Raw genomic sequence first — 21,881 nt, forward strand, 5'->3', positions numbered from 1 at the left:
CCGGACACCAGCCGGACGGCGGCCGCGGCACCGGCGAGCGCGGCGGCGTCCGCCGTCGACTGCGCACGGACGGACACGACTCGAGCACCGGCGGCCGCGAGCACCGAGCCGACGACGATCGTGGCCGCGGCGACGACCGCGACGAGCAGGACCGTCGCCGACCCGTGCTCGTTCACCGGCCGCCCGTCGCCGCGCACGACGCACCACGGAGGGTGATCGCCGCGAGCGGCCCCGGCCCTGACCGACGTTCGGCGACGACGCACACGAGTTCGTCTGACCGGGTCACGGAGCTCGTCGCGCCCGGGGCGATCCCGGCGAGCGCCGCTCGTGCAGCAGCGTCGTCGTCACGGCCGTACGCCCTGGCGGCAGTCGCTGCAGCAGACTGGAGCCGTCCCTGCCCGTCGACGAGCACGACACCCCCGATGGCCAGCGACACGACGACCGCGAGCACGGGGAGCGCGACCGCGAACTCGACGGTGACCGCCCCGCGCTCGTCGGAGCCGTGCTCACAGCGACAGGGCACCGCGGACGAGTTCGGTCAGGATCGCCTGGACCTCGCCGGAGCGCATCACCGCGACGAGGACCCCCGCGAACGCCACGGCGGCCAGGATGACGACGGCGTACTCGGCGGTCGCGGAACCACGGTCGTCGCGGAGTCGGGCAGCGAGTCCCGAGGTTCGGCGAGCTGGTGCGGATGGTGGGTTCGGTCGTTCGGTCATGATGGGGTCCCTTCTGAACTGGTGCATCCAGCCTCGCGATCCTCCGTCGGGGCCGGGCCACGAGCGGCGAACCCGTGGAGCGATCACCCCGTTCCGTTCACGGTGGAGGAGAGGATCCCGACGACGACGGGCACCACCCCGACGAGGACGAACGCCGGCAGGACGCAGGTCCCGAGCGGCAGCACGAGGCGCACCGCGAGCCGCTCCGCCACCGCGAGCGACTCCGACGCGACGTCGTCCCGTAGGTCCTCGGCCGCACTGCGCAGGAGAGCTGCCGCCGGCACCCCCGCGCGCCGTGCGAGGTCGAGCACCTCGGCGAGCCGTCGTCGTTCCGCAGCGTCCACGGCGCGGTCCGGCAGGGCGGTGCGAACGGCTTCGCCGGCGCCGGACCACGACCCGCCGCCGGACAGCGCCACGGCCCAGGCGTCGAGCAGGACGCCGGGGATCCGTCCGGTGGGTGTCGCTGCGCGGATGAGTCGGGCCGACCAGGCGCGGCCGACCCCGACGAGCAGGGCTGCACCGGTGCAGCACGCCCAGCCGATCGGCGTCCCGGTGAGCACGCCGACCGTGTCGATCCCCCACAGCGATCCCAGCAGCAGTCCGAGCACCGGCAGCGTGAGGACCACGTTCGCGCTCGTGCGGGGCCCCGCGAGCGCCACCCGGACGGCTCGGTCCCCTGCCGCTGCCCGCCGGAGCGCCGCGGCCAGGGCGCGGAGCGTCGGCGCGATCGGCGCACCGGTCCTGGCGGCGACCGTCGTGACGGTGCGCACGTCCTCCCATGCGGGGCAGGCGACCACGGGCGGGCCGGCCGCCGCCGCCAGCGCCCACGCCCGGGACGGCAGTACCCCGGCGGCGACGAGCGTCGCGACACGGTCGAGCAGCCGAGCCGCACCCACGGCGTCCGCTGCACCAGAACGAGCAAGACGAGCAAGACGACCAGGACGACCAGGACGCGTCACCCGCGCCGACCCGACCGGCCGGTGCCCGTTACCACGGGTTCGACGGTGAGCCGCCCTGCCGGGTCGACCCCGAGCCTCCCGGCCGCTGCGAGCCGACGCACGCCCCGCCGACGCTCCACGTGGAGCACCAGGTCGAACGCACTGACCGCCTGCCGGGACAGCACGGTCGGCCCGAGCCCAGCGAGCGCGCCGAGCGCCTCGAGGCGTGCGGGGACGTCGTCGAGTCCGTTCGCGTGGACCGTGCCGGCTCCACCGTCGTGTCCGGTGTTGAGCGCGGACATGAGCTCGCGGATCTCTGCCCCACGGCACTCCCCCACCACGATCCGGTCCGGGCGCATCCGGAGGGATTCGCGGACGAGCCGGTCGAGGCCGATCGCTCCGGCGCCCTCGGCGTTGGCCTGCCGCGATTCGAGCGACACGACGTGCGGGTGGTCGATCCGGAGCTCTGCGACGTCCTCCACCGTCACGATGCGCTCGTCGCGCGGCACGATGGCCAGCATCGCGGCGAGGAGCGTCGTCTTCCCGCTGCCCGTCGCCCCGGACACGAGCACGTTGCGTCGGCGCTGGACGGCGTCCTCCACGAATCCGCGGGGTACCCGCTCGAAGGTCCCGCTCCGCTCGAGCGCATCGAGCGTCGGCGGTGCACCACGAGGCAGGCGGAGGGACAGCGTCGTCCCCCGCACGGAGACCGGCGCCAGGACGACGTGCACCCGGACCCCGTCACCGTGCCGGACGTCCGCGACCGGGGTGCTCTCGTCGACGTGCCGGCCACCGAGCGCGACCAGTCGTGTCGCGAGTTCGCGTGTCCGTTCCTCGTCCAGCACGATCCCGGAGTCGACCAACCCGTCGCCCCGGTCGAGCCAGACGCCCAGACCGCCGGACACCAGCACATCGGTGACGCTGTCGTCCGCCACGAGCGGAGCGAGTTCCTCGAACTCGACCGGGTCGATCCCCCGTCGAGCGCGTCGGGGCACGGCCGCACCCGGGAGGAACGGCGAGGGGACGGCGCGGTGGCGGTGCATCTCCGGAACGCTAGGTCTGCGCGCCGCTCTGCTCGCCGCTCGCCGCGAATCGGGGAGGACGGGCTCGTCGTCCACACCAGTGGACAGTTTTGTCCCCCGATCACAATGCGCGTACCCCGGAGCGCTCGGACGCCGGTCGACGCCGCGGTGCGACCCGCGCAGCGCCGACTCGCGCCGTCCGGGGCGCCGCGGAGTCGGCCCGACGCCACCGGAGGTCCATGCAGCAGCATGGACCGGTCTGTCCACCGTTCCGCGGACGGACGCGGATCGTCCCGAACGGAACCGGTCCGTCGCGCGACGCTGCACGGCGGACCGGTCCGGGGAAAAGAAGAGGCGGCACCGGTTGGGGGGAACAGGTGCCGCCAGGACAACGGAGGATTGGGGGGAATCCGATCCGATGCCGCCGGAAACGAGTCCGGCGGGATCTACTGTACCCCACGACGAGGCCCTGCGGGCAACCCCGACGCGCCGAGTCCTCACCGAATCCCTCCGACCGGAACGAGGACCCGTCGACGACACACGGGTTCCACGGCCCGGAACGCCCTGGCGGCGCCGCGCACGACGCGTCCACACCGAGGGGTAGTCTCCGTTTGCACCCCGGACGCAACGACGCGAAAGGACATCGATGTCCACTCCGACCAACGTCGACGAACGACACGACGACGGCCACCACGACGACAGCAGCACCTTCCCGCCGCCCCCGGAGTTCGTCGCGGACGCCGTCGCGGACCAGGGTCTGCACGACGCGGCCGCCGCCGACCGCGAAGCGTTCTGGGCCGAGCAGTCGAAGAGCCTGCTGGACTGGCGCACGCCGTTCACGCGGACCCTCGACTGGTCGGGGGCACCGTTCGCGAAGTGGTTCGACGACGGCACGTTGAACGTCGCCGAGAACTGCCTCGACCGGCACGTCCGTGCTGGCAACGGCGACCGGGTGGCGATCCACTTCGAGGGCGCTCCCGGCGACACGCGGCGCATCACCTACGCCGAGCTGACCGCCGACGTGCAGCGCGCCGCGAACATGCTGACGGACCTCGGCGTCGAGCAGGGCGACCGGGTCGTCGTCTACATGCCACTCATCCCCGAGGCCGTCGTCACGATGCTCGCGGTCGCCCGCATCGGCGCCGTGCACTCCGTGGTGTTCGGCGGGTTCAGCGCCGAGAGCCTCCGTGCCCGCATCGAGGACGCCGGCGCGAAGCTCGTCGTCACCGCTGACGGCGGCTGGCGCCGCGGGGCCGTCGCCCCGCTGAAGCCCGCGGTCGACGAGGCGCTGCAGGGCGAGGGCACCGACAGCGTCGAGCACGTCGTCGTCGTCAAGCGCGGCGGCAACGACATCGCGTGGAACGACCGCGACCTCTGGTGGCACGACGAGTTCGCCAAGGCGGACCCGACCCACGAGCCGCAGGCCTTCCCCGCGGAGAACCCGCTCTTCATCCTCTACACGTCTGGCACGACCGGGAAGCCGAAGGGCATCGTGCACACCTCGGGCGGCTACCTCACGCAGGCCGCGTACACGCACAAGAACGTGTTCGACATGCACCCGGGCAAGGACGTCTACTGGTGCACCGCCGACATCGGCTGGATCACCGGGCACACGTACGTCGTCTACGGCCCGCTCGCGAACGGCGTGACGCAGGTCCTCTACGAGGGCACCCCCGACGAGCCGAAGCCCGGCCGCTGGTGGGACATCGTCGACGCGTACGGCGTGACGGTCCTCTACACGGCGCCGACCGCGGTCCGCGCCGCCATGAAGGGCGGGCGCCAGGTACCGGACGCGCGGAGCCTGGACACCCTGCGACTCCTCGGCAGCGTCGGCGAACCGATCAACCCGGAGGCGTGGCACTGGTTCCGCCAGGTCATCGGCCACGACCGCACGCCCATCGTGGACACGTGGTGGCAGACCGAGACCGGCGCGATCATGATCTCCGCGCTGCCCGGTGTCACGAAGCTCAAGCCCGGCGCGGCGCAGACGCCGCTGCCCGGCATCGTCGCCGAGATCGTCGACGACGAGGGCCACCGTGCCGACCCCGGCGAGAGCGGCTACCTCACCATCACCGAGCCGTGGCCGTCGATGGCGCGCGGCATCTGGGGCGACCCGGACCGGTTCGTCGAGACGTACTGGGACCGCTTCCCCGGCCGGTACTTCGCCGGCGACGGGGCGCGACTCGACGGGCAGGGCGACATCTGGGTGCAGGGCCGGGTCGACGACGTCATGAACGTCTCCGGACACCGGCTCTCCACCGCGGAGATCGAGTCGGCACTCGTCGGACACGAGGGAGTGGCCGAGGCGGCCGTCGTCGGCGCGGCCGACGAGACCACGGGTCAGGCGATCGTCGCGTTCGTGATCCTGACGTCCGAGGCGGCGGAGGGGGTCGACCGCGACGCCGTCGCCGCCGAGCTCCGCGCCTGGGTCGGCACGCGCATCGGAGCGATCGCGAAGCCGCGGCAGATCACGATCGTGCCGGAGCTGCCGAAGACGCGGTCGGGCAAGATCATGCGCCGGCTGCTCCGCGACGCGGCGGAGGGCCGTCGCATCGGCGACACGACGACGTTGGCCGACCCGACGATCATGGCGACCATCGCGGAACTCATGTAGTCCGCATCACGCAGGTGGGGCCTCCAGTCCGTGTCGGACGGGAGGCCCCACCTGCGTTCGGCGCGTCGGTCACCGCCGTCAGGCGGTCAGCTCCACCACCAGCTCGACCTCGACCGGCGCGTCCAGCGGGAGCACCGCGACGCCCACCGCGCTCCGCGCGTGGACGCCGGCGTCGCCGAAGACCTCGCCGACGAGCGTCGACGCGCCGTTGGCGACGCCGGGCTGTCCCGTGAACGACGGGTCGGACGCGACGAACACCGTGACCTTCACGACACGGGCGACGTGCTCGAGCGACCCGGCGACGGACTGTACGGCCGCCAGCGCGTTCAGCGCCGCCTGTCGCGCCTGTGCCGTCGCGGTGTCCGCGTCGACCTCGGAGCCGACCTTGCCGGTCACCGGCAGCGCGCCGTCGACGAAGGGCAGCTGCCCTGCCGTGTAGACGTACTGCCCGGTCACGACCGCCGGGACGTACGCGGCGACGGGGGCCGCGACGGTCGGGATCTCGAGGCCGAGTTCGGCGAGACGTGCCGCGACGGTCATGCGTCGGCCTTCGGGCGCTTCAGGTACGCAACGAGCCCACCCTCGGGGCCGGTGACGACCTGGACCAGCTCCCAGCCCTCGTCACCGAAGTTGTTGAGGATGGCGGTGGTGTTGTGGATGATCAACGGCGTCGTGAGGTATTCCCAGCGAGTCATGCGGTTCCTTGCCAGCCTTCCGGTCGTGGGTGTCGTTTAGGCTGCATCCTATGTCTGCCCAGAAGACGTCTGCCTCGCGGACCAAGCCCGTCTCTGCAGTCGGCGCCTTCATCGGATTCGTCGGCTTCAGTGTGCTCGCCGGACTCCTGGTCACCATCGGTGTCACCCCGGCCATCGCCGTCGCCGGGGTCACCACGACCTCGACGATCGGCGTGTTCGAGTCGCTCCCGGAGTACATCGAGATCGGCGAACTCCCGCAGCGCAACGAGGTCCTCGCGTACCAGAACGGTCAGCCGGTCCACCTGGCGACGGTCTACGACCAGAACCGTCAGGAGCTGAAGTTCGACCAGATCAGCGACCAGCTGAAGAACGCGGCCATCGACGGCGAGGACAAGCGCTTCTACGACCACGGCGGCGTCGACATGACCTCGCTCGTCCGCGCGGGTGTCGGCTCGCTCGCCGGCGGGCTCGGCGAGTCCGGTGGTGGCTCCACCCTGACGATGCAGCTCGTCCGCAACATCAAGATGCAGCAGGCACTGGAGCTCCCGACGCTGGAAGAGCAGCAGAAGGCGTACAAGGACGCCGTCGAGCAGACCATCCCCCGCAAGCTCGAGGAGATGAAGCTCGCGATCGGGCTCGCGAAGAAGTACTCGAAGAAGGAGATCCTCACCGGGTACCTCAACATCGCGTACTTCGGCGACCAGACCTACGGCGTGCAGGCAGCCGCGCAGCACTACTTCAACAAGAACGCGACCGACCTCACCCCGCAGGAAGCCGCGTCCATCCTGGCGATCGTGCAGTCGCCGAACACCCGGAACCTCTCCGACCCGAAGTTCTACGACGCCAACGTCGCGCGTCGCGACGTCATCCTCAAGTCGATGTACGCCCAGAAGCACCTGACGAAGGAGCAGTTCGACGCGGCCATCGCGTCGAAGCCGGCGGACTACGTGCACCTCACCGCGCCGACCCAGGGCTGCAAGGCCTCGGCGGGCTTCGGGTCGCAGTTCTTCTGCGACTACGCGGTGCAGGTCGTCAAGGAGATGCCCCAGCTCGGCGCAACCGCGAAGGAGCGCAAGGCGGCATGGCGCAACGGCGGCTACACCGTGCAGACGACGCTCGACGTCGGTCTGAACAACCAGCAGAAGGACCTGATCGACAGCTACGCGCCGAACACCGAGGCGCGGTTCAAGCTCGGCGGCACCATCGACTCCGTCGAGGCCGACACCGGCCGGGTCATCACGATGGTGCAGAACAAGAACTACAACCAGCTGGCCGGGTGCGACGTGCAGGGGGCCGATCCGAACGCGTGTGCGCCGTCGACGGACTCCGGCATCAACTTCAACGTCGACTCGAAGTACGGCGGCGGTGAGGGCTTCCAGACGGGTTCGACGTTCAAGGTCTTCACGCTCCTGAACTGGCTGCAGAACGGGCACGGGCTCAACGAGACCGTGAGCGGGACGCCGCGTGCCTTCACGAGTTACCCGATCTGCGGCTCCCGGTCCGGGATCGGCGGCGGCTACACGCCCAAGAACGACTCCGCCGGTGAGGGCGGCAACATGTCCGTCGAGAGTGCGACGTACCGCTCGGTCAACGTCGCCTTCGTGAACATGGCGCAGAAGCTCGACTACTGCGACATCCGGAAGACCGCGGACAGCCTCGGCGTCCACCTCGCCAACCCCCGGGCCACCGTGCAGGGCTACGGCGACGACATGTCGCAGAAGACGACCACGGACATCGCGTTGAACGCGTCGGCCGTCCTCGGCACGAACTACATCGCGCCGCTCACGATGGCCGCCGCGTACGCCGGCATCGCCAACAACGGCACGTTCTGCCGTCCGATCGTGATCGACAACGTCACGAACGCCGAGGGCAAGGCGCTCGGCGGGCAGCAGAAGGAGTGCACGCAGGCGATCGACCCGTCGGTCGCGCAGACCGCCATCTACGCGATGAAGAAGGTGCTCACGGTCGGTACCGCAGGTGGCGGTCGGACGCCGGACGGCTACGACGAGTTCGGCAAGACGGGAACCACCGACGAAGCGGACCAGATCTGGCTCGTCGGCTCCACCTCGAAGATCGCGACCGCCACGTGGCTCGGCAACATCGAGGGCAAGCAGAGTCTGCGCAAGGTCGCCGGCCCGCACGGTCTCTACTCGCTGTCTCGAACGTCGCTGTGGCGTCAGGCGCAGAGCATCGTGAACACCCAGTACGCAGGGGCCCCGTTCCAGGCGCCGAGTTCGTCGTCGATCCGCGGGAACAGCATCACCGTCCCGGACGTGGCGGGCAAGACCACTGACGAAGCCCGCGCCACGCTCAGCGGTGCCGGCTTCACCTACGTCGACGGCGGCACGCAGCCAGGCGCAGGGACTGCCGGGACCGTCCTGTCGACCTCCCCGGCCAGTGGGTCCGCGCTGTCGAAGGGCTCGAGCGTGACCGTCTACACGACGGACGGTTCCCAGTCGACGGTGCCGGAGGTCGCGGGCAAGTCTGTCGGTGACGCCCGCTCGGCGCTGAACGGCGCCGGCTTCGGGAACGTGAGCGTCGCCGATCAGTACCAGCCGGGAGACGGCAAGAACCAGTGCAAGGTCGCCGCGGTCGATCCGGGCGCAGGAACCGCTGCGTCGAAGGACACCACGATCAACCTCACCCTGTTCGGCAACAAGGACGGCAAGGCCCCCAAGGACTGCAAGTGACCCGCGGCCGGGCAGCGCTCGGCGTCCTCGCAGCAGGAGCTGCGGCCGGCGCCGGCGCTGCCGCGTGGGGCACGCTCGTCGAACGGCGGCGGTTCGAGATCCGCTGGGAGACGATGCCGATCCTGCCGCCTGGTTCGCGTGACGTCGTCGTCCTGCACCTGTCGGACATCCACATGGCGCCGTGGCAGGCGGACAAGCAGCAGTGGCTGCGCGACCTGAGCCTGGTCGAACCCGACTTCATCGTGAACACCGGTGACAACCTCGGGCACCCGACGGCGAACGCAGCGGTCGAGTACGCGCTCGAGCCGTTCCGCGGTGTCCCCGGCGCGTTCGTGTACGGCTCGAACGACTTCTACGGCCCCTCCCCCCGCAACCCGCTGAAGTACTTCGGCGGCCCGAGCAAGCTGCACGCGTCCGCGAAGCCGGTCGACCTCGACATCGAACGCCAGACAGCGTTCTTCGAGTCGCTCGGCTGGCTCGACCTCAACGACAAGGCACACGCCATCGAGGTCCGTGGCTCACGCTTCGAGCTCTTCGGCACGTCCGACGCACACCGCAACTGGGACCGCCTCGACCTGCTCCCGACGAACGTGGACGAGATGCGCGGCGACGTCCCCTGGTCCGAAGACGAAGACGGTCCGGCACCGGTGTCGATCGGCGTCACGCACGCCCCGTACCGCCGCGTGCTCGACGCGTTCGTCCGACAGGGTGCCGACGCGATCTTCGCCGGGCACACGCACGGCGGGCAGGTCGCCGTCCCCGGTGTGGGTGCCCTCGTCACGAACTGCGACCTCCCCCGCAAGTACGCGAGTGGCCTCCACCGCTGGCAGAACCGGACGCACTGGGCCTGGCTGCAGGTGTCGGCCGGCCTCGGGACGTCGATCTACGCGCCGGTGCGGTTTGCGTGCCGCCCCGAGGCAGTCGTCGTCACCCTGACCGCCCGCGTCTGACCAGCCGCTCCAGTCCGATCAGAGCGTCGCGCATCCCACCGAGACCTGCATCGCGGTGAACCCGGCGGCGTCCGGCACGCAGAGGACGCGCCAGGTCCCCGGGCCGACGATCCCGTCGATCGTGATCCACGACCGGCTCTGCACGACACGGACCCGACCGTCGGTGAGCGGCCCGTACCGCCGGTCGACGGCGATCGGCGCTTGCCCGAAGCGGAAGCGGTCGTAGTTGAGGAGCGACTGCAGTCGGGCGACGCAGAACTCGTCGTCGACGCCAGCGCGCAGGATCTTCGTGACGCATCCGGCCGGAACGGCCCGTGCAGCCGCGGGGGTCGCCAGCGGGAGCGCGAGCCCTCCGGCGACCACGGTCGAGAGCACGATCGTGCGGAGGGCACCGGCACGGTTCATCGAGGTCTCCAGTTCGTCGAGGACTGACATGCAACGTATCAGTTCGTCTCGATCTCGACTACGCCTCAGGACACATTGTCGATGACCCGAGTCACCTGCCCGCGACGGCGCCCAGCAGAATCGTCACCGCACCGCTCGGTGCGAACGACCAGATGGAGGCCCCAGCTTGCACACCATGATCCGCCGACTCGCCGTCCCCGCCATCGTGCTCGGGGCGGTCGTCGCCACCTTCGGCACGAGCACTGTCGCCAACGCCGCACCAGTCTCGACGAAGGCTGCATCCGGTTGCGTGACGAGCCAGTTCCGTCAGGGATCGACCGGCAACTGCGTGAAGTACATCCAGCAGATCCAGGCGATCACCGCCGACGGCATCTTCGGTCCGGCGACCCGCGCGAACATCGTGGCCTTCCAGCGAGGCTTCGGGCTCACCGCCGACGGCATCGTCGGTAAGAACACCTGGCGCTACCTCTGTGTGCCGCTCGACGGCCCGTCGTGGAGCGCCGCGCAGAAGAACGCCGGCTGCATGAGCCTCTACTGAGCGGTGTGCTCGTGACCATGGCGAGGATGGTCACGAGCACCCCCGATCATCCGCTAGACTTTCCAGGTCGCTCCGTGCGGGCGACGATCACACCTCGGGGTGTGGCGCAGCTTGGTAGCGCGCCTCGTTCGGGACGAGGAGGTCGCAGGTTCAAATCCTGTCACCCCGACACATGAAGGCCCGGGTCCACACGGACCCGGGCCTTCGCTGTCACTGACGTGCCGCCTACAACCATGGACACATCCACCTGCTTCGTTGAGGAACGCAGGAGCGAGCACCCTAGGCTGAAATCTCGCACATGAAGGCTTGGGGTAAAGGTGACGGTTTCTCGTCGATGGTTCATGCTCGGCGCTGGCGCGGTGGGGCTTGCAGCACCACTCACAACGGTGTCGAACGCCAGCGCGACGGCTGGAGCTGCTGCGGACTCCGGGAGCCTCGAGATCGTTCCCCTCACGACCACGAGCTACGTCTTCGATGCGGCCTACACCTCGGCCCTCCCGTTCGCAGAGCTCATGGGAGTGACGATCAGCGGCGATCTGTCACTGCTGAACGGGTCGACCCTGGAGGTCGACTACGACCCGCGGGTGATGTCCCCCACCAGCGCCGACAGTGTTGCTGCATCAGGCATCCGCACGACACACGAACTCGCGGTTGTCGGGGGTGACGGGCGTGACGGCGACACCGCCACGCTGTCGATGGCTCTCCCAGCGCTCGACCGATCGAGCGACATGGAGCAACGAGCAATCACGGTCGGGGTTCCGCTGAAGCGCACCGCGGACTACCCGAACGATGCTGTCGCGGACCCCCGCCCAACACGCGTGCGGGTGCGAACCGATGCTGCGAGCACGGGCGCGGAACTCACCGTGGTTCCTGATCACCCGGACGCTGTGTCGGGCTCGGCCTGGGGCGGGTCGATCGCAGTCGTCTGGGATGACCTCCTCGTGGGAGACAGGGACGGCTCAGATCGTTATTCGTACCCCGCTTACATTCGCTTGAACAGTGTCGGCCCCGGCGATGTCCCGACGGGAACACAGGTGTCGATCGCCGTCGACGCGAGTATCTGCGTGCTCGAGATCACCGACGTGTTCGCAGGGGACGATCCGCTTCAGACTGTTCGGACCACACAGGCCACAACGTCGGACAGCGGCGCAACCACCATCGTCCTCACCCTGCAACAGGCGCTGGCCGCCGGCGCAACGCTGAGCATCGCCCTCTCTGCGCATCCAACTCCGATCACGGACGACCCACGAGACATCAGCATGGCGAGAGTCAGCCTCTGCGGCCCCATCCACAGCGACCCCCTGCAACGTGTGACGGGGGCCGAATCAGCATCGGCCGTGTCCGAGTCGGGGCGGCCGCGAGTCGCAGCCGCTTTCACCAGCAAGATTTAGGAACGATCTCATGGCCGATCTCTGGGTGATGAACTCACAGAAGTGGATCAACACGACCTACGCCTCAGTGAGCGGTGTGCCGCGTCTCGTCGAAGACGGAATCACCGGTTGGGGGACGATGTACGCCTTGACCCGTGCGCTTCAGCACGAGCTCGGGATCACGTCCCTCTCCGATGCGTTCGGACCAGCAACGCACAGCGCGTACGAGTCCAAAGTCGGATCAGTGGGGTCCGCGACGAAACCCAACATCGTCGGGATCCTCCAATGCGCACTGTGGTGCAAGGGTTACACCGGTGGTACGAAGATCGGCGCATGGGACGACGTGATCGCTGCTTCGGTGGGCAACGTTCGAAAGGATGTCGGTCTCGCGACAGGCGTTCGAGTGGACGTCAAGCTCATGAAGTCGCTCCTCACGTTGGACGCCTATGTGCGGGTCGGGGCCGGTTCTGAGCTCGTACGCGCAGGCCAACAATGGCTCAACTCTCGCTACACCACTCGCGCGGACTACTACATCGTTCCGTGCGATGGGCGTTTCACACGCGATGTCCAGCGTGGGCTCATGCTCGCCATCCAGTACGAGATCGGTATGGCCGACGGAGTCGCAAACGGTAACTTCGGCCCGGGTACGCAGACCGGACTGCGAGACCAGGCCAGCGTGACTTCTGGATCGTCGGACGGATCCAAGAAGTTCGTTTCCCTCTTCCAACTCGCGCTCGCCTTCAACGGATACGACGTTGCACGGTCCGGAACGTTCAGTACTGCGACCCGCACGTCAACGCTGGATTTCCAGCGATTCCTGGAGATCGCCGCCACGGGGAACGGCGACTACGACACGTGGGCGGCCCTGCTCGTCAGCACCGGAAACCCGAACCGACCGGTGTCGGGCTTCGACACGACGACTGCGCTCACTCCTGCCTTCGCCGCCGCGCGCCACGCCGATGGATACCGCGTGGTCGGCCGGTACCTGACAGTGACAGGCAAGTCGATCGGCGCCGGCGAGCTCGACACGATCTTCGCAGCGGGCCTCGAACTCGTACCCATCTTCCAGAACTTCAACAACGGCCCGCAGTACTTCACGAGGACGCTCGGCTTGGACCACGGCAAGCAGGCAGCGACGCGTGCCCGACAACTCGGGATACGTGGTGGGGTCACCATATTCTTCGCGGTTGACTACGACGCATTCGAAACCGAGATCGAATCGCTGCTCGTGCCGTACTTCGAAGGAGTCCGCGACGGACTCAAACACTCCGTTGCACAGACCTACGAGGTCGGAATCTATGCGACGCGGAACATCGCGGCAAAAGTTGCAGAGCGCGGACTCGCATCTGCGATCTGGGTGAGCGGGATGTCAACTGGGTACAGCGGCAACCTGGGGTACCCGATGCCCGCCGGTTGGTGGTACAACCAAATCCAGGAGATCACGTCCATCAACATCGATCGAAATGCCGTTTCGGAACGCGCGCGACCGGCAGGGCGCGACCTCGTGATGAGGACCCCCGACTACGACGACGCCACTCGGGCTCTGTACTGGAGACTGGTGGAGACGCAGTTGCTGGCAGAGACGGCCTTGAAGAGCCAGAACCAGGGCGTCTACTCCGACAACATGGCCAACGCCCTGGTCTTCGCGTTCTTGATGAGCGACAAGTACCATTACGGGCCCTTCCTGGTGTACGCCCCGTGGCCCGAAGATCGTCCGGGAATGCCAGCCGCACCGCTCAGCCGCGCACGCGAACAGTACTTCGCAGCAGCGGGGGCCGTCGCGAACCTGGTTCCCCAATACGCTGGGGATCTCGAGCACCTCGCTGTCGTCACGCAGGGCCTGAACTACTGGTGGACCGACGGCGGATCAGCCGTGGTCGGGATGGGAGATCTCGGCGGCTGGGCACTCGACGTCGTCCAGCTCTGGGCCAACTACTGCAAGTTCCAGAAGGGCGAGTCAGTGAAGGCGTTCGTCGAACGCAACCTCGGCGGCACGGATTCTTCCACCTCAGAGTTCACTCTCGTCGATCTCATCTCGGACGCCGACGGATATCTGATCGGGTCTGAAACCAGAGGCCAGACCTCGTTCGTCGACAGCTTCGCCTACTGGCTCGTGCGCTTCCCAGATCCGCGAGACCGGATCGCCGAATTCCTCCGGCGGCGGTTCAGTCGTGACGACATGTCGCTCCGAGATTCGATCATCAGCAACATCGATTCACTGTGGCACGGCTGGCCGTGGCCCGAGGTGCCGAGGAAGGGCTTCCAAGAAGGCCAGGTCGACCCCACGTCCAGCCAACTTGCCGAATTCGCGGCCGCGTGCGCTGACACGCTGATGACGCGCGGCGGGATCAGATGAGTGACCCGCCGACATCCGCACTCGTTGTCTTCCGCTCCGTGATCGCAGTCGCGCTCACTGCTTGCGCGGTCCTCATCGAACTCACCGTCGGTCGGCTGGCCACTGAGTTCACGAATTGGATCCAGTATCCTGCCGGCGTCAACGCGGTCGAACCTGCTGGCTGGTGGATGGCGATGCTCCTCGTCGGGCACATCGCACTCCTCAGCGCGACGCTCCGACCGCGGTCACCGTCGCTTGTCGGAAGGATCGTGACCGTGTCGACGGTGATCGGGATGGTCACCTCGGTGATGTGGGCGGTGGTCCTTCTCTTCCTGATCGCGTTGGGGTCCACCGACAACGCCCATCCGGTCTCGACCGTGATCAACGCCGGCATTCCACTGCTCCACGTCGGCCTCTTCCTGACCACCGCCGCGATCGCATCGACCCGCGTCCGGCCGGGTAGAACGATCGCCCTGGTCGGTGTGGTCGTTGTCGCATGCATCGCCGTCGGCGCAGTGTTGGCGGTTCCGCCTCTGTCCTGACGTCTCGCGCCGGCAGGGATGCGCTGCGGCGAGATCGATGACAGCCGGACGTCGGATGATCCAGGCCTCCGTCGTTCCCGCTGTTCCTCGAGACACATCGATCCATCAGCGTCTGCTCGGCCACTCCGACCACCGCTAGCCTGAAGGGCGACATGCAGACCACCGACCGCCTCGCCCCCGTCGTCGCCCGCATCGGCACGATGTTCCCCGAACTCCGCGACGACCCCGTGATGGCAGCCAGCCTCTTCGAGAACGTGACGTCGATGCTCGAGGACGCACACCACCGGTACGCCCACGGCGATGAACGCGCCATCACCAGCGATCTCCTCCTCGCCGACGAGCACCTCGCGACGGGTGCCCTGCACGCCGAACGCCTGCAGCACCCGGCAGGAGCGATGCTGGCCGCGGAGGTCCTGTTCGACGAGTACCTGCCGATCTTCGTGGACGAGGTCGGGGCGACGACCGCTGCCGAACTCCTCCGCGCGTCACGGGCACTCCACGCGGGCATCTGGAGCCGCTTCCCGGCCGGCGCCGTCGCCTACACCGAGGCGCTGCGCCAGCGCGTCACCACGGCGAACCTCGACTCCCGGGCCCACATCGCGCGCGACCTGCACGACCGGGTCGCGCACGGGATCCTCGCCGGGCTCCAGCGCATCGAGCTCGCCCTGCTGACCGATCCCCCGGCTCCGGAGCGCGTCGCGCAGCTCGAGGCAGCCGCCGCGCAACTCCGCCGTGCCCTCGGCGACGTGCAGAACCTCGCCGTCGCCCTGCACGCCCGGGTCGGCGACGACACGCTCGACGCCGCACTCACCCGCCACGTCGCAGACCTGTTCCCGGACACGGAACGCGTCACGGTCGAGTCGAACGGCTCGCCGGTCACGCTCGTCAACTGGCGGGCGGAAGAGGCGCTGACCATCCTGCTCGAGGCGATGACCAACTGGTGGAAACACGCGCGCGAAGCCCCGGTCCACGTGCGGTTCGATTGGGGCTCGTCGGAGGTCACCGTGACGATCCGCGACGAGGGTCCTGGTTTCGACCAGGGGACGATGGTGCAGGGCCGGCTCGGCCAGACGACGATGCGGGAGCGGGCGTCCCTCGTCGGCGCGCGGCTCGACGTGACGAGCGCTCCTGGTGCCGGGACGACGGTCACACTCGTCGTGCCGAAGGGCGCACTGTGACGTCGGCGGTGACGCACGTCGCGATCGTCGACGACCACCGCCTGTTCCGTGAGGGGCTCGCGACGATCCTGTCGTCGGTCCCGACGATCCGCGTCGTCGCCCATGGGGAGCGCCCGGCCGAGGTCCTGGAGGGCGCAGAGGCGGCGGCGATCGACGTGCTCCTCCTCGATGTCGAGCTCGACGGTCCCCCCGCCCGCACGACCATCGCCACCGTGCGCCGGAACCACCCGGGCATCGCGGTCGTCGTGCTGACCATGCACCGGGACGCCGTCCTCCGGCGGGCACTCCTGGACGCGGGCGCCGTCGACTTCGTGACGAAGGACACCCCGAGCCGCGAGCTCGTCGAACGCATCGTCCGTGCGAGCACCGGACCGGCCGCCCCGGTGACGTTCCCGGTGGACGTCGTCAGCGACACCCAGGCGGGGTCGCCGCTCAGCGACCGCGAGGTCGAGGTGCTCCGGCTGATCGCCGCTGCGCACTCGAACGCCGAGATCGCCACTGACCTCGGCCTCGCGGTCGGGACGGTGAAGCGCCACGTCTACAACGTGTTCCGGAAGCTCGACGTGACCAGCCGGGTGGGAGCCGTGGCGACGGCCACGCGACTCGGCCTGCTCACCTAGCCAGAGCCTCCCGGCCAGCCAGCGGGCACGCGCCCCTCAGCCGACCGCGACGGACGGCCGCACCAGGCGGCCGGCCTCGTGCAGCGACGCCACGACGTCGAGCGCCTGGTGCCGGTACCGCGCCTGTGCCGCACCAGGTGCGACGATCACGCCGTTCGCCCCGGTGGACTCGAGCAGCGAGTTGATCTTCGACGCGACCTGGTCCGCGGACCCGTACGCCTGGCGTTCCGTGCGCGCCGCTATGAACCGGCGCTCGAGGTCACTGAACTCGTAGGCACGGGCCTCGTCCATCGAGACCGGCTCGGGCTTCGCCCCCTGCCGCATCCGGATGAACGAGATCATGCCAGGGGCGCTCTGCTCCTCGATGACGGCGGGGTCCTCGTCCGTGACGACCTGCACGCCGATGAGCGCGTTCGGCTCCGACCGGAAGCGCGACGGACGGAACGAGTCCCGGTAGAGCGCGAGCGCGGCCTCGGTGTTGTCGGACGCGAAGTGGTGCGCGAACGCGAACGAGATGCCGAGCGCACCGGCGACCTGCGCGCTGTAGCCGGAGGAACCGAGCAGCCAGAACTCGGGCACGTCGCCGTACCCGGGGACGGCGCGGATGCGCGCGAGCGGGTTCGACTCGTCCATGCCGGTGAAGAATCCGATCAGGTCGGCGAGCCGCTCGGGGAAGTCGTCGACGTCGAGCCGGTCGGTCCTGCGGAGCGCCATCGCGGTCGCCCCGTCGGTCCCGGGGGCACGCCCGAGGCCGAGGTCGACGCGGTCGCCGTAGAGCGCGCGGAGGGTCCCGAACTGCTCGGCGACGACGAGCGGCGCGTGGTTCGGCAGCATCACCCCGCCGGAGCCGATGCGGATGGTGCTGGTCGCGGCCCCGACGGCGCTCAGGAGCACGGCAGGAGCCGACGAGGTGATCCCGGGCATGCCGTGGTGCTCGGCGACCCAGAACCGCTCGTAGCCGAGCTTCTCGGCGTGCACGGCCATGTCGATGGAGCCCTGCAGCGCCTCGGTGTTGGACTGGCCGTACTCGCGGGTCGCCAGGTCGAGGACGGACAGGTGCACGGATGCGTCGCTCATGTGGGCGGCAACGCCTGCCGCCGCGCGTGCATTCCGCGGTGCGCAGGTGCAGCGCCGCCGGAGGGCCGAACGGTCACGACACACCGCCGCCCGTCCGCCGGGTGGTCACGATTCGTCGCGCCGCGTCGCCGACGACGACGATCCGCGGCCGCTCGCCGGACGCGAGCGGTGTGTCGTGACCGGTGACGACGGCGGACCGGTGACGACGGCGGACCGGTGACGGCTGCGGACCGGTGACGACGGCGGACGGGAGGCCCGTGGTGTGCTCGCACCGGGCCTCCCGTCCGTCCCGTGGCCGGGTCGAGAGCCGCGCTCGCCGCAACGACGGACGCTCGCGTCGCCCCCGGTGCAGTCATCGCACCCGTGCGTGCCTGGGCGCGCGGTCAGGCCAGTTCGCCGTCGAGACGGCCGCCCGACTCCGTCAGGTAGCAGTTCGCGCAGAGGGACTCGTACTCGACGTCGACCCCGTCGATCGCCACCTGCGACCCGTCGAACACGAAGCGGCCGTCGACCTTGCGGGCGTTGAACACGGCCTTGCGGCCGCAGCGGCAGATCGTCTTGAGCTCTTCGAGCGAGTGCGCGACCTCGAGCAGGCGCCGGCTGCCGGGGAAGGCCTCTGTACGGAAGTCGGTGCGGATGCCGTACGCGATCACCGGGACCTCGTCGAGGACCGCGATGCGCAGCAGGTCGTCGACCTGGATCGGGGTGAGGAACTGCGCCTCGTCGACGAGCACGCAGCTGACCGGACGGACCATGCCGTCGAGCCGGTCGGACTCGGGGTCGGTGGCACCGGCGTCGGTGACCGCACCACGCACGTCGACGTCGGCCGGCAGCACGATGTCGACCTCCCGCGTCACGCCGAGGCGGGAGACGATCTCGCGGTCCCCCCTCGTGTCGACGGACGGCTTCGCGAGGAGCACCCGGTGCCCGCGCTCCTCGTAGTTGTACGCGGCCTGCAGGAGCCCCGTGCTCTTGCCGCTGTTCATCGCCCCGTAGCGGAAGTACAGCTTCGCCACTAGGAGAGGAAGCCGTCCTCCGCCGCGCGACGGATCAGGTCGGACTTCTTCGACGCGGGACGGCCGACCTTGGCGTACTTCTCGCGGACGCGGCGCAGGTAGGTCTTCGCGGTCTCGTACTGCACGTTCATCTGCGACGCGACCTCGTTCGTGGAGTAGCCGGACACGTACAGCCGGAGCGCCTCTTCCTCGCCGTGGCTGAGCTTCGGGCGCTGGTGGGCCGTCGCGCCGGTCGGGAGCGGACGCCATTCACGCTGGGTCGGGGTCTCCCGCTCCACGCCCATCACGTCGCGGGCGACGTCCATCACCTCGCGCATCGGGAGCGACTTCGACAGGAATGCAGCGGCACCGGCGGCGAGCGCACGGTCGCGGGACTCCCGCGTGTCGACGCTCGACAGGACGATGACCTTCGCGCCGGCGGCGCGGCAGGTGCGGACGCGGGCCTCGATCGAGACCGGCTCCTTGAGCTGGAAGTCCAGGAACACCAGGTCGGTCGGGAAGCTGTCGCTGTGCACCATCTCGAGCCAGGTGTGCGCGGTGAGGGCCAGGTCGAAGTCGAAGGCGTTCACGGCGATCCAGCTCGACAGGCTGTCGAGGAGGACTTCGTGGTCGTCGAGGATGGCCAGTCGCACCCGGCGGGATCCGGGGTTCGGCAGGGCTGGCATCCCTTCCGTCAGCCTGTTCGGGTCAGTGCTGGTCATACGAGAACCTTAGTGCGAGGGACGAGGGACGGACCGCGACGTCGAGGTCGGGGAAGGTGACGCGGAGGACGGCGAAGTAGGGGTCGAACGTGCGGTGGATGCCGACGTCCGAGTCGGCGACCGCGACGTCGAGGGCGATCTCGACGCGGCCGTCCGCGACGCGCTGCACGGAGGCGCGGAAGCCCGCCGGATCGACGGTGGAGGCGCGGAGCGCGGCCCGGACGAACGTCCTGACGACCGTGCGTTGGTCCGCGTCGAGCGTGCTGATGAGCCCGTCGGGATCGTCGATCGCCGCTCCCGCGCCGCCCTCGGCACGGACGGCCTGCTCGAACCACGTCCGGTCGGCGTCGGCGACCATCGCGCGGCGGATCCCGTCGGCGATGGACCTGGCACGGGCCCGGTCCGCGTCCGTGATCGTCTCGCGGGTGCGGAGCTCGGCGAAGAACGGTGCGACGTCCCGCGCGAGGATGATCGAGCGGTCCTGCTGCACGCTCGCGGCGATGCCGTCGCGCTCGGCCCGCGCCACCGAGTACGAGCCCGCGCGGATCTGCACACGCTCCGCGAGACCGCCGAACGTCCAGGCGAAGACCCCGGCCGCCGCGGTGAGGACCAGGGTCGGAGCGGCCGCGAGGAAGGCCGCGACGGCCACCGGCACGCCGTTCGGGAACTGTGCCGCCGCGACGCCCCAAGCGACACCGTCGACCACCGCGAGGACCACGCCGCCGACCACGAGGTCACGCCACGGGCGGTACGGGGCCACCATCACGATGCCCGTCGCCGTGAGCAGCGACATGAAGTCGTTCAGTGCGCTCTCGTCCGGCCCCCACTGCGCGGCGACGCTCGTCACCGCGGCCAGCGCGAGCAGCCCGACGTGGAGGACGAACGCCCAGCGCGGGAAGGGCGCGCGGAACGGGCTCGACGCCGTGATCACCACCGCTGCGGACGCCGCGAGGAGCAGGACGGTCAGGGCGCTGAGCGTCGGGCTGCCGACGACGTCACGGTCGAACACCGAGACGATGATCGCCCACACGACGCCGACCGCACCGAGGACTACGGCGAGCGGCCTCGATCCCATCGCCCCGAGCGGGTCGTACTGCTGCGCGGTTCTGCCCAGGACTGCGCGACGGATCGTCCTCCGCGTCGTCGGGTCCGGCGCCGACCCGCTCCGGCCGCCGCTCACGACGCGGACTCCAGGTGGTCGTCGCCGTCCGTGCGACCGATCGACCGGACGGATCCGGTCAGCGCGCCGTACGGCACCGTCATCATCACGCTCGTGCCGGTCCCGGGTGACGACCACACCTGCACGTCGCCGCCGACACGGCCGACGCGCTCCCGGACCGAGTTCCGCAGCCCCATCCGGTCGGCGCCGGTCTGCTGTTCGTCGAAGCCGCGGCCGTCGTCGACCACCATGACCGTGCACGCGACGCCGTCGTCGAACACGCTCACCTCGGCGGTGTCGGTGCCGGCGTGCTTCCGCACGTTCGCCAGGCACTGTCCGACCGCACGGACGAGGGCCGTCACCGCGGCCGGCTCGAGTCGCGCGATGGCCGACGGGTCCCCGGTCACGACGACCTCGAGCCCGTGGGCGCGGTGCTCCTCGACGACGTGCTCGAAGGCCTCGACCGCCGCTCCCCCGTCGGCGCGCGGCTCCGGAGCGAGCCACTCGCGGCCGGTGAGCATCGCCACGTCGGACTCGACGGTCCGTGCGAGGTGTTGGTCCATCGGGCCGTCCGGTGCCAGCGCGATCGCGCCGAGGTGGTTGAGGACGGTGTCGTGCAGGATCGCGGAGGCCTCTGCCTCGACGCCGGAGCGGTACGCCGACACGTGCTCCTCTCGCGCCGAGCGGAGGAGCTCCGGCTGGACGCGCTGCGACCGTGCCGTGCTGCGGCCGGCGACCAGCACGATCGCCACGACGAACGCGAGCGTCACCCACGCCAGGACGAGCGGATGGCCGGCACCGCCGACCTGGACGATCGCGATGGTCGTGGCGATGCGGCCGACGACGAGGCCGGCGATGGACCAGAGGACGACCCTGCCCGGCACCGCGCCGGCACCGCCGACGAGCACGAGCGGGATCACGACGAGCGACAACAGGTACGAGGTCACCCACGGCACGGCGATCTCGCTCTGGACGACGTGCGTGAACCACCAGGCGCACGCTCCGCCGACGGCCAGGAAGGCGATCGCCGACCGCCACGTGCCGAACTGCACGTGGACGCCGATCATGCCGAGCATCGGCACCAGCGCGAGCACGGCGCCGATGATGCGGACGTCAGGGTCGCTGGCACGGAACAGCAGCAGGGTGATCGCTGCCGCGACGAGGGAGCCGATGGCCGCCGCGTGGAACGCCCGCACCGTCGACCACGCGTTCACGCGCGGAGCGAGGTGCGTGGGGATGCCGAGCACGGTGCATCGTCCTTCCGGGAGCCAGGGAGCGCCGCCCACGATCCAACCACCGATGGTCCGGCCGT

21 protein-coding genes and 1 tRNA gene are annotated in these 21,881 nt (G+C 69.7%); 10 read left to right on the forward strand and 12 right to left on the reverse strand.

Annotated features, from left to right (window positions below):
- Positions 1-172: 172 nt before the first annotated feature.
- The 4 genes from QK288_RS14950 to QK288_RS14965 all read right to left on the reverse strand — a co-directional run bounded on the left by QK288_RS14950 (position 173) and on the right by QK288_RS14965 (position 2,700).
- Complete coding sequence (locus QK288_RS14950) at positions 173-523, reverse strand: TadE family type IV pilus minor pilin (protein ID WP_281265069.1); 351 nt, start codon at positions 521-523, stop codon at positions 173-175.
- Entirely contained in the window at positions 507-719 is a 213-nt protein-coding gene (locus tag QK288_RS14955; RefSeq protein WP_281265070.1) for a DUF4244 domain-containing protein, read from the reverse strand. Before QK288_RS14955 ends, QK288_RS14950 begins: the two co-directional genes overlap by 17 nt.
- 83 nt (positions 720-802) lie before the next feature.
- Complete coding sequence (locus QK288_RS14960; RefSeq protein WP_281265071.1) at positions 803-1,615, reverse strand: hypothetical protein; 813 nt, start codon at positions 1,613-1,615, stop codon at positions 803-805.
- Positions 1,616-1,674: 59 nt separating this feature from the next.
- Positions 1,675-2,700, reverse strand: a complete 1,026-nt coding sequence (locus tag QK288_RS14965; RefSeq protein WP_281265072.1) for a TadA family conjugal transfer-associated ATPase — start codon at positions 2,698-2,700, stop codon at positions 1,675-1,677.
- A 625-nt stretch (positions 2,701-3,325) separates the two neighbouring features.
- On the opposite strand from QK288_RS14965, the gene acs reads away from it, so the two are divergent.
- On the forward strand, positions 3,326-5,293 hold the full coding sequence (gene acs / locus QK288_RS14970; RefSeq protein ID WP_281265073.1) for an acetate--CoA ligase: 1,968 nt from the start codon (positions 3,326-3,328) through the stop codon (positions 5,291-5,293).
- A 78-nt stretch (positions 5,294-5,371) separates the two neighbouring features.
- On the opposite strand, the gene QK288_RS14975 is transcribed toward acs, so the two are convergent.
- Complete coding sequence (locus tag QK288_RS14975; RefSeq protein ID WP_281265074.1) at positions 5,372-5,833, reverse strand: RidA family protein; 462 nt, start codon at positions 5,831-5,833, stop codon at positions 5,372-5,374.
- Positions 5,830-5,988: a hypothetical protein gene (locus tag QK288_RS14980; RefSeq protein WP_022907077.1), complete on the reverse strand. Its 159-nt coding sequence runs from the start codon at positions 5,986-5,988 to the stop codon at positions 5,830-5,832. The genes QK288_RS14975 and QK288_RS14980 overlap by 4 nt, the downstream gene beginning before the upstream one ends.
- 50 nt (positions 5,989-6,038) lie before the next feature.
- Between QK288_RS14980 and QK288_RS14985 the strand changes: the two genes are divergently transcribed.
- Positions 6,039-8,678, forward strand: a complete 2,640-nt coding sequence (locus tag QK288_RS14985) for a transglycosylase domain-containing protein (RefSeq protein ID WP_281265075.1) — start codon at positions 6,039-6,041, stop codon at positions 8,676-8,678.
- Positions 8,675-9,628 (forward strand): metallophosphoesterase, encoded by a 954-nt coding sequence (locus tag QK288_RS14990; RefSeq protein WP_281265076.1) that lies wholly within the window; start codon positions 8,675-8,677, stop codon positions 9,626-9,628. The genes QK288_RS14985 and QK288_RS14990 overlap by 4 nt, the downstream gene beginning before the upstream one ends.
- Before the next feature lie 18 nt (positions 9,629-9,646).
- Here QK288_RS14990 and QK288_RS14995 read toward each other — a convergent pair whose 3' ends face one another.
- The gene (locus tag QK288_RS14995; RefSeq protein WP_281265077.1) at positions 9,647-10,063 is read right to left on the reverse strand and encodes a peptidoglycan-binding domain-containing protein; all 417 of its coding nucleotides are present in this window, start codon (positions 10,061-10,063) and stop codon (positions 9,647-9,649) included.
- A gap of 145 nt (positions 10,064-10,208) precedes the next feature.
- Between QK288_RS14995 and QK288_RS15000 the strand changes: the two genes are divergently transcribed.
- From QK288_RS15000 to QK288_RS15030, 7 genes are all read left to right on the forward strand, one after another.
- The gene (locus QK288_RS15000; RefSeq protein ID WP_281265078.1) at positions 10,209-10,571 is read left to right on the forward strand and encodes a peptidoglycan-binding protein; all 363 of its coding nucleotides are present in this window, start codon (positions 10,209-10,211) and stop codon (positions 10,569-10,571) included.
- A gap of 95 nt (positions 10,572-10,666) precedes the next feature.
- Positions 10,667-10,740 (forward strand) — tRNA-Pro (locus QK288_RS15005).
- A 172-nt stretch (positions 10,741-10,912) separates the two neighbouring features.
- Positions 10,913-11,962: a hypothetical protein gene (locus QK288_RS15010; protein WP_281265079.1), complete on the forward strand. Its 1,050-nt coding sequence runs from the start codon at positions 10,913-10,915 to the stop codon at positions 11,960-11,962.
- Positions 11,963-11,972: 10 nt separating this feature from the next.
- Positions 11,973-14,297: a glycoside hydrolase domain-containing protein gene (locus QK288_RS15015; RefSeq protein WP_281265080.1), complete on the forward strand. Its 2,325-nt coding sequence runs from the start codon at positions 11,973-11,975 to the stop codon at positions 14,295-14,297.
- Between the two features lie 38 nt (positions 14,298-14,335).
- Positions 14,336-14,818: a hypothetical protein gene (locus QK288_RS15020; RefSeq protein WP_281265081.1), complete on the forward strand. Its 483-nt coding sequence runs from the start codon at positions 14,336-14,338 to the stop codon at positions 14,816-14,818.
- Between the two features lie 152 nt (positions 14,819-14,970).
- On the forward strand, positions 14,971-15,996 hold the full coding sequence (locus QK288_RS15025; RefSeq protein WP_281265082.1) for an ATP-binding protein: 1,026 nt from the start codon (positions 14,971-14,973) through the stop codon (positions 15,994-15,996).
- Complete coding sequence (locus tag QK288_RS15030; RefSeq protein ID WP_281265083.1) at positions 15,993-16,616, forward strand: response regulator transcription factor; 624 nt, start codon at positions 15,993-15,995, stop codon at positions 16,614-16,616. Before QK288_RS15025 ends, QK288_RS15030 begins: the two co-directional genes overlap by 4 nt.
- Before the next feature lie 36 nt (positions 16,617-16,652).
- Here the strand turns inward: QK288_RS15030 and QK288_RS15035 are convergent, their stop codons facing one another.
- The 5 genes from QK288_RS15035 to QK288_RS15055 all read right to left on the reverse strand — a co-directional run bounded on the left by QK288_RS15035 (position 16,653) and on the right by QK288_RS15055 (position 21,816).
- On the reverse strand, positions 16,653-17,693 hold the full coding sequence (locus QK288_RS15035) for an LLM class flavin-dependent oxidoreductase (RefSeq protein ID WP_281265084.1): 1,041 nt from the start codon (positions 17,691-17,693) through the stop codon (positions 16,653-16,655).
- 383 nt (positions 17,694-18,076) lie between these two features.
- A complete protein-coding gene (locus tag QK288_RS15040) occupies positions 18,077-18,709 on the reverse strand; it encodes a thymidine kinase (protein ID WP_281265085.1) in 633 nt (210 codons plus the stop codon).
- Positions 18,709-19,410, reverse strand: a complete 702-nt coding sequence (locus QK288_RS15045; RefSeq protein ID WP_281265086.1) for a response regulator — start codon at positions 19,408-19,410, stop codon at positions 18,709-18,711. Before QK288_RS15045 ends, QK288_RS15040 begins: the two co-directional genes overlap by 1 nt.
- Positions 19,397-20,485, reverse strand: coding sequence for a hypothetical protein (locus QK288_RS15050; protein WP_281265087.1), 1,089 nt, complete (start codon positions 20,483-20,485; stop codon positions 19,397-19,399). The genes QK288_RS15045 and QK288_RS15050 overlap by 14 nt, the downstream gene beginning before the upstream one ends.
- Before the next feature lie 101 nt (positions 20,486-20,586).
- Entirely contained in the window at positions 20,587-21,816 is a 1,230-nt protein-coding gene (locus QK288_RS15055; protein ID WP_281265088.1) for an ATP-binding protein, read from the reverse strand.
- Positions 21,817-21,881: the final 65 nt, after the last annotated feature.

The organism is Curtobacterium sp. 9128, from assembly GCF_900086645.1.
GTDB lineage: Bacteria > Actinomycetota > Actinomycetes > Actinomycetales > Microbacteriaceae > Curtobacterium.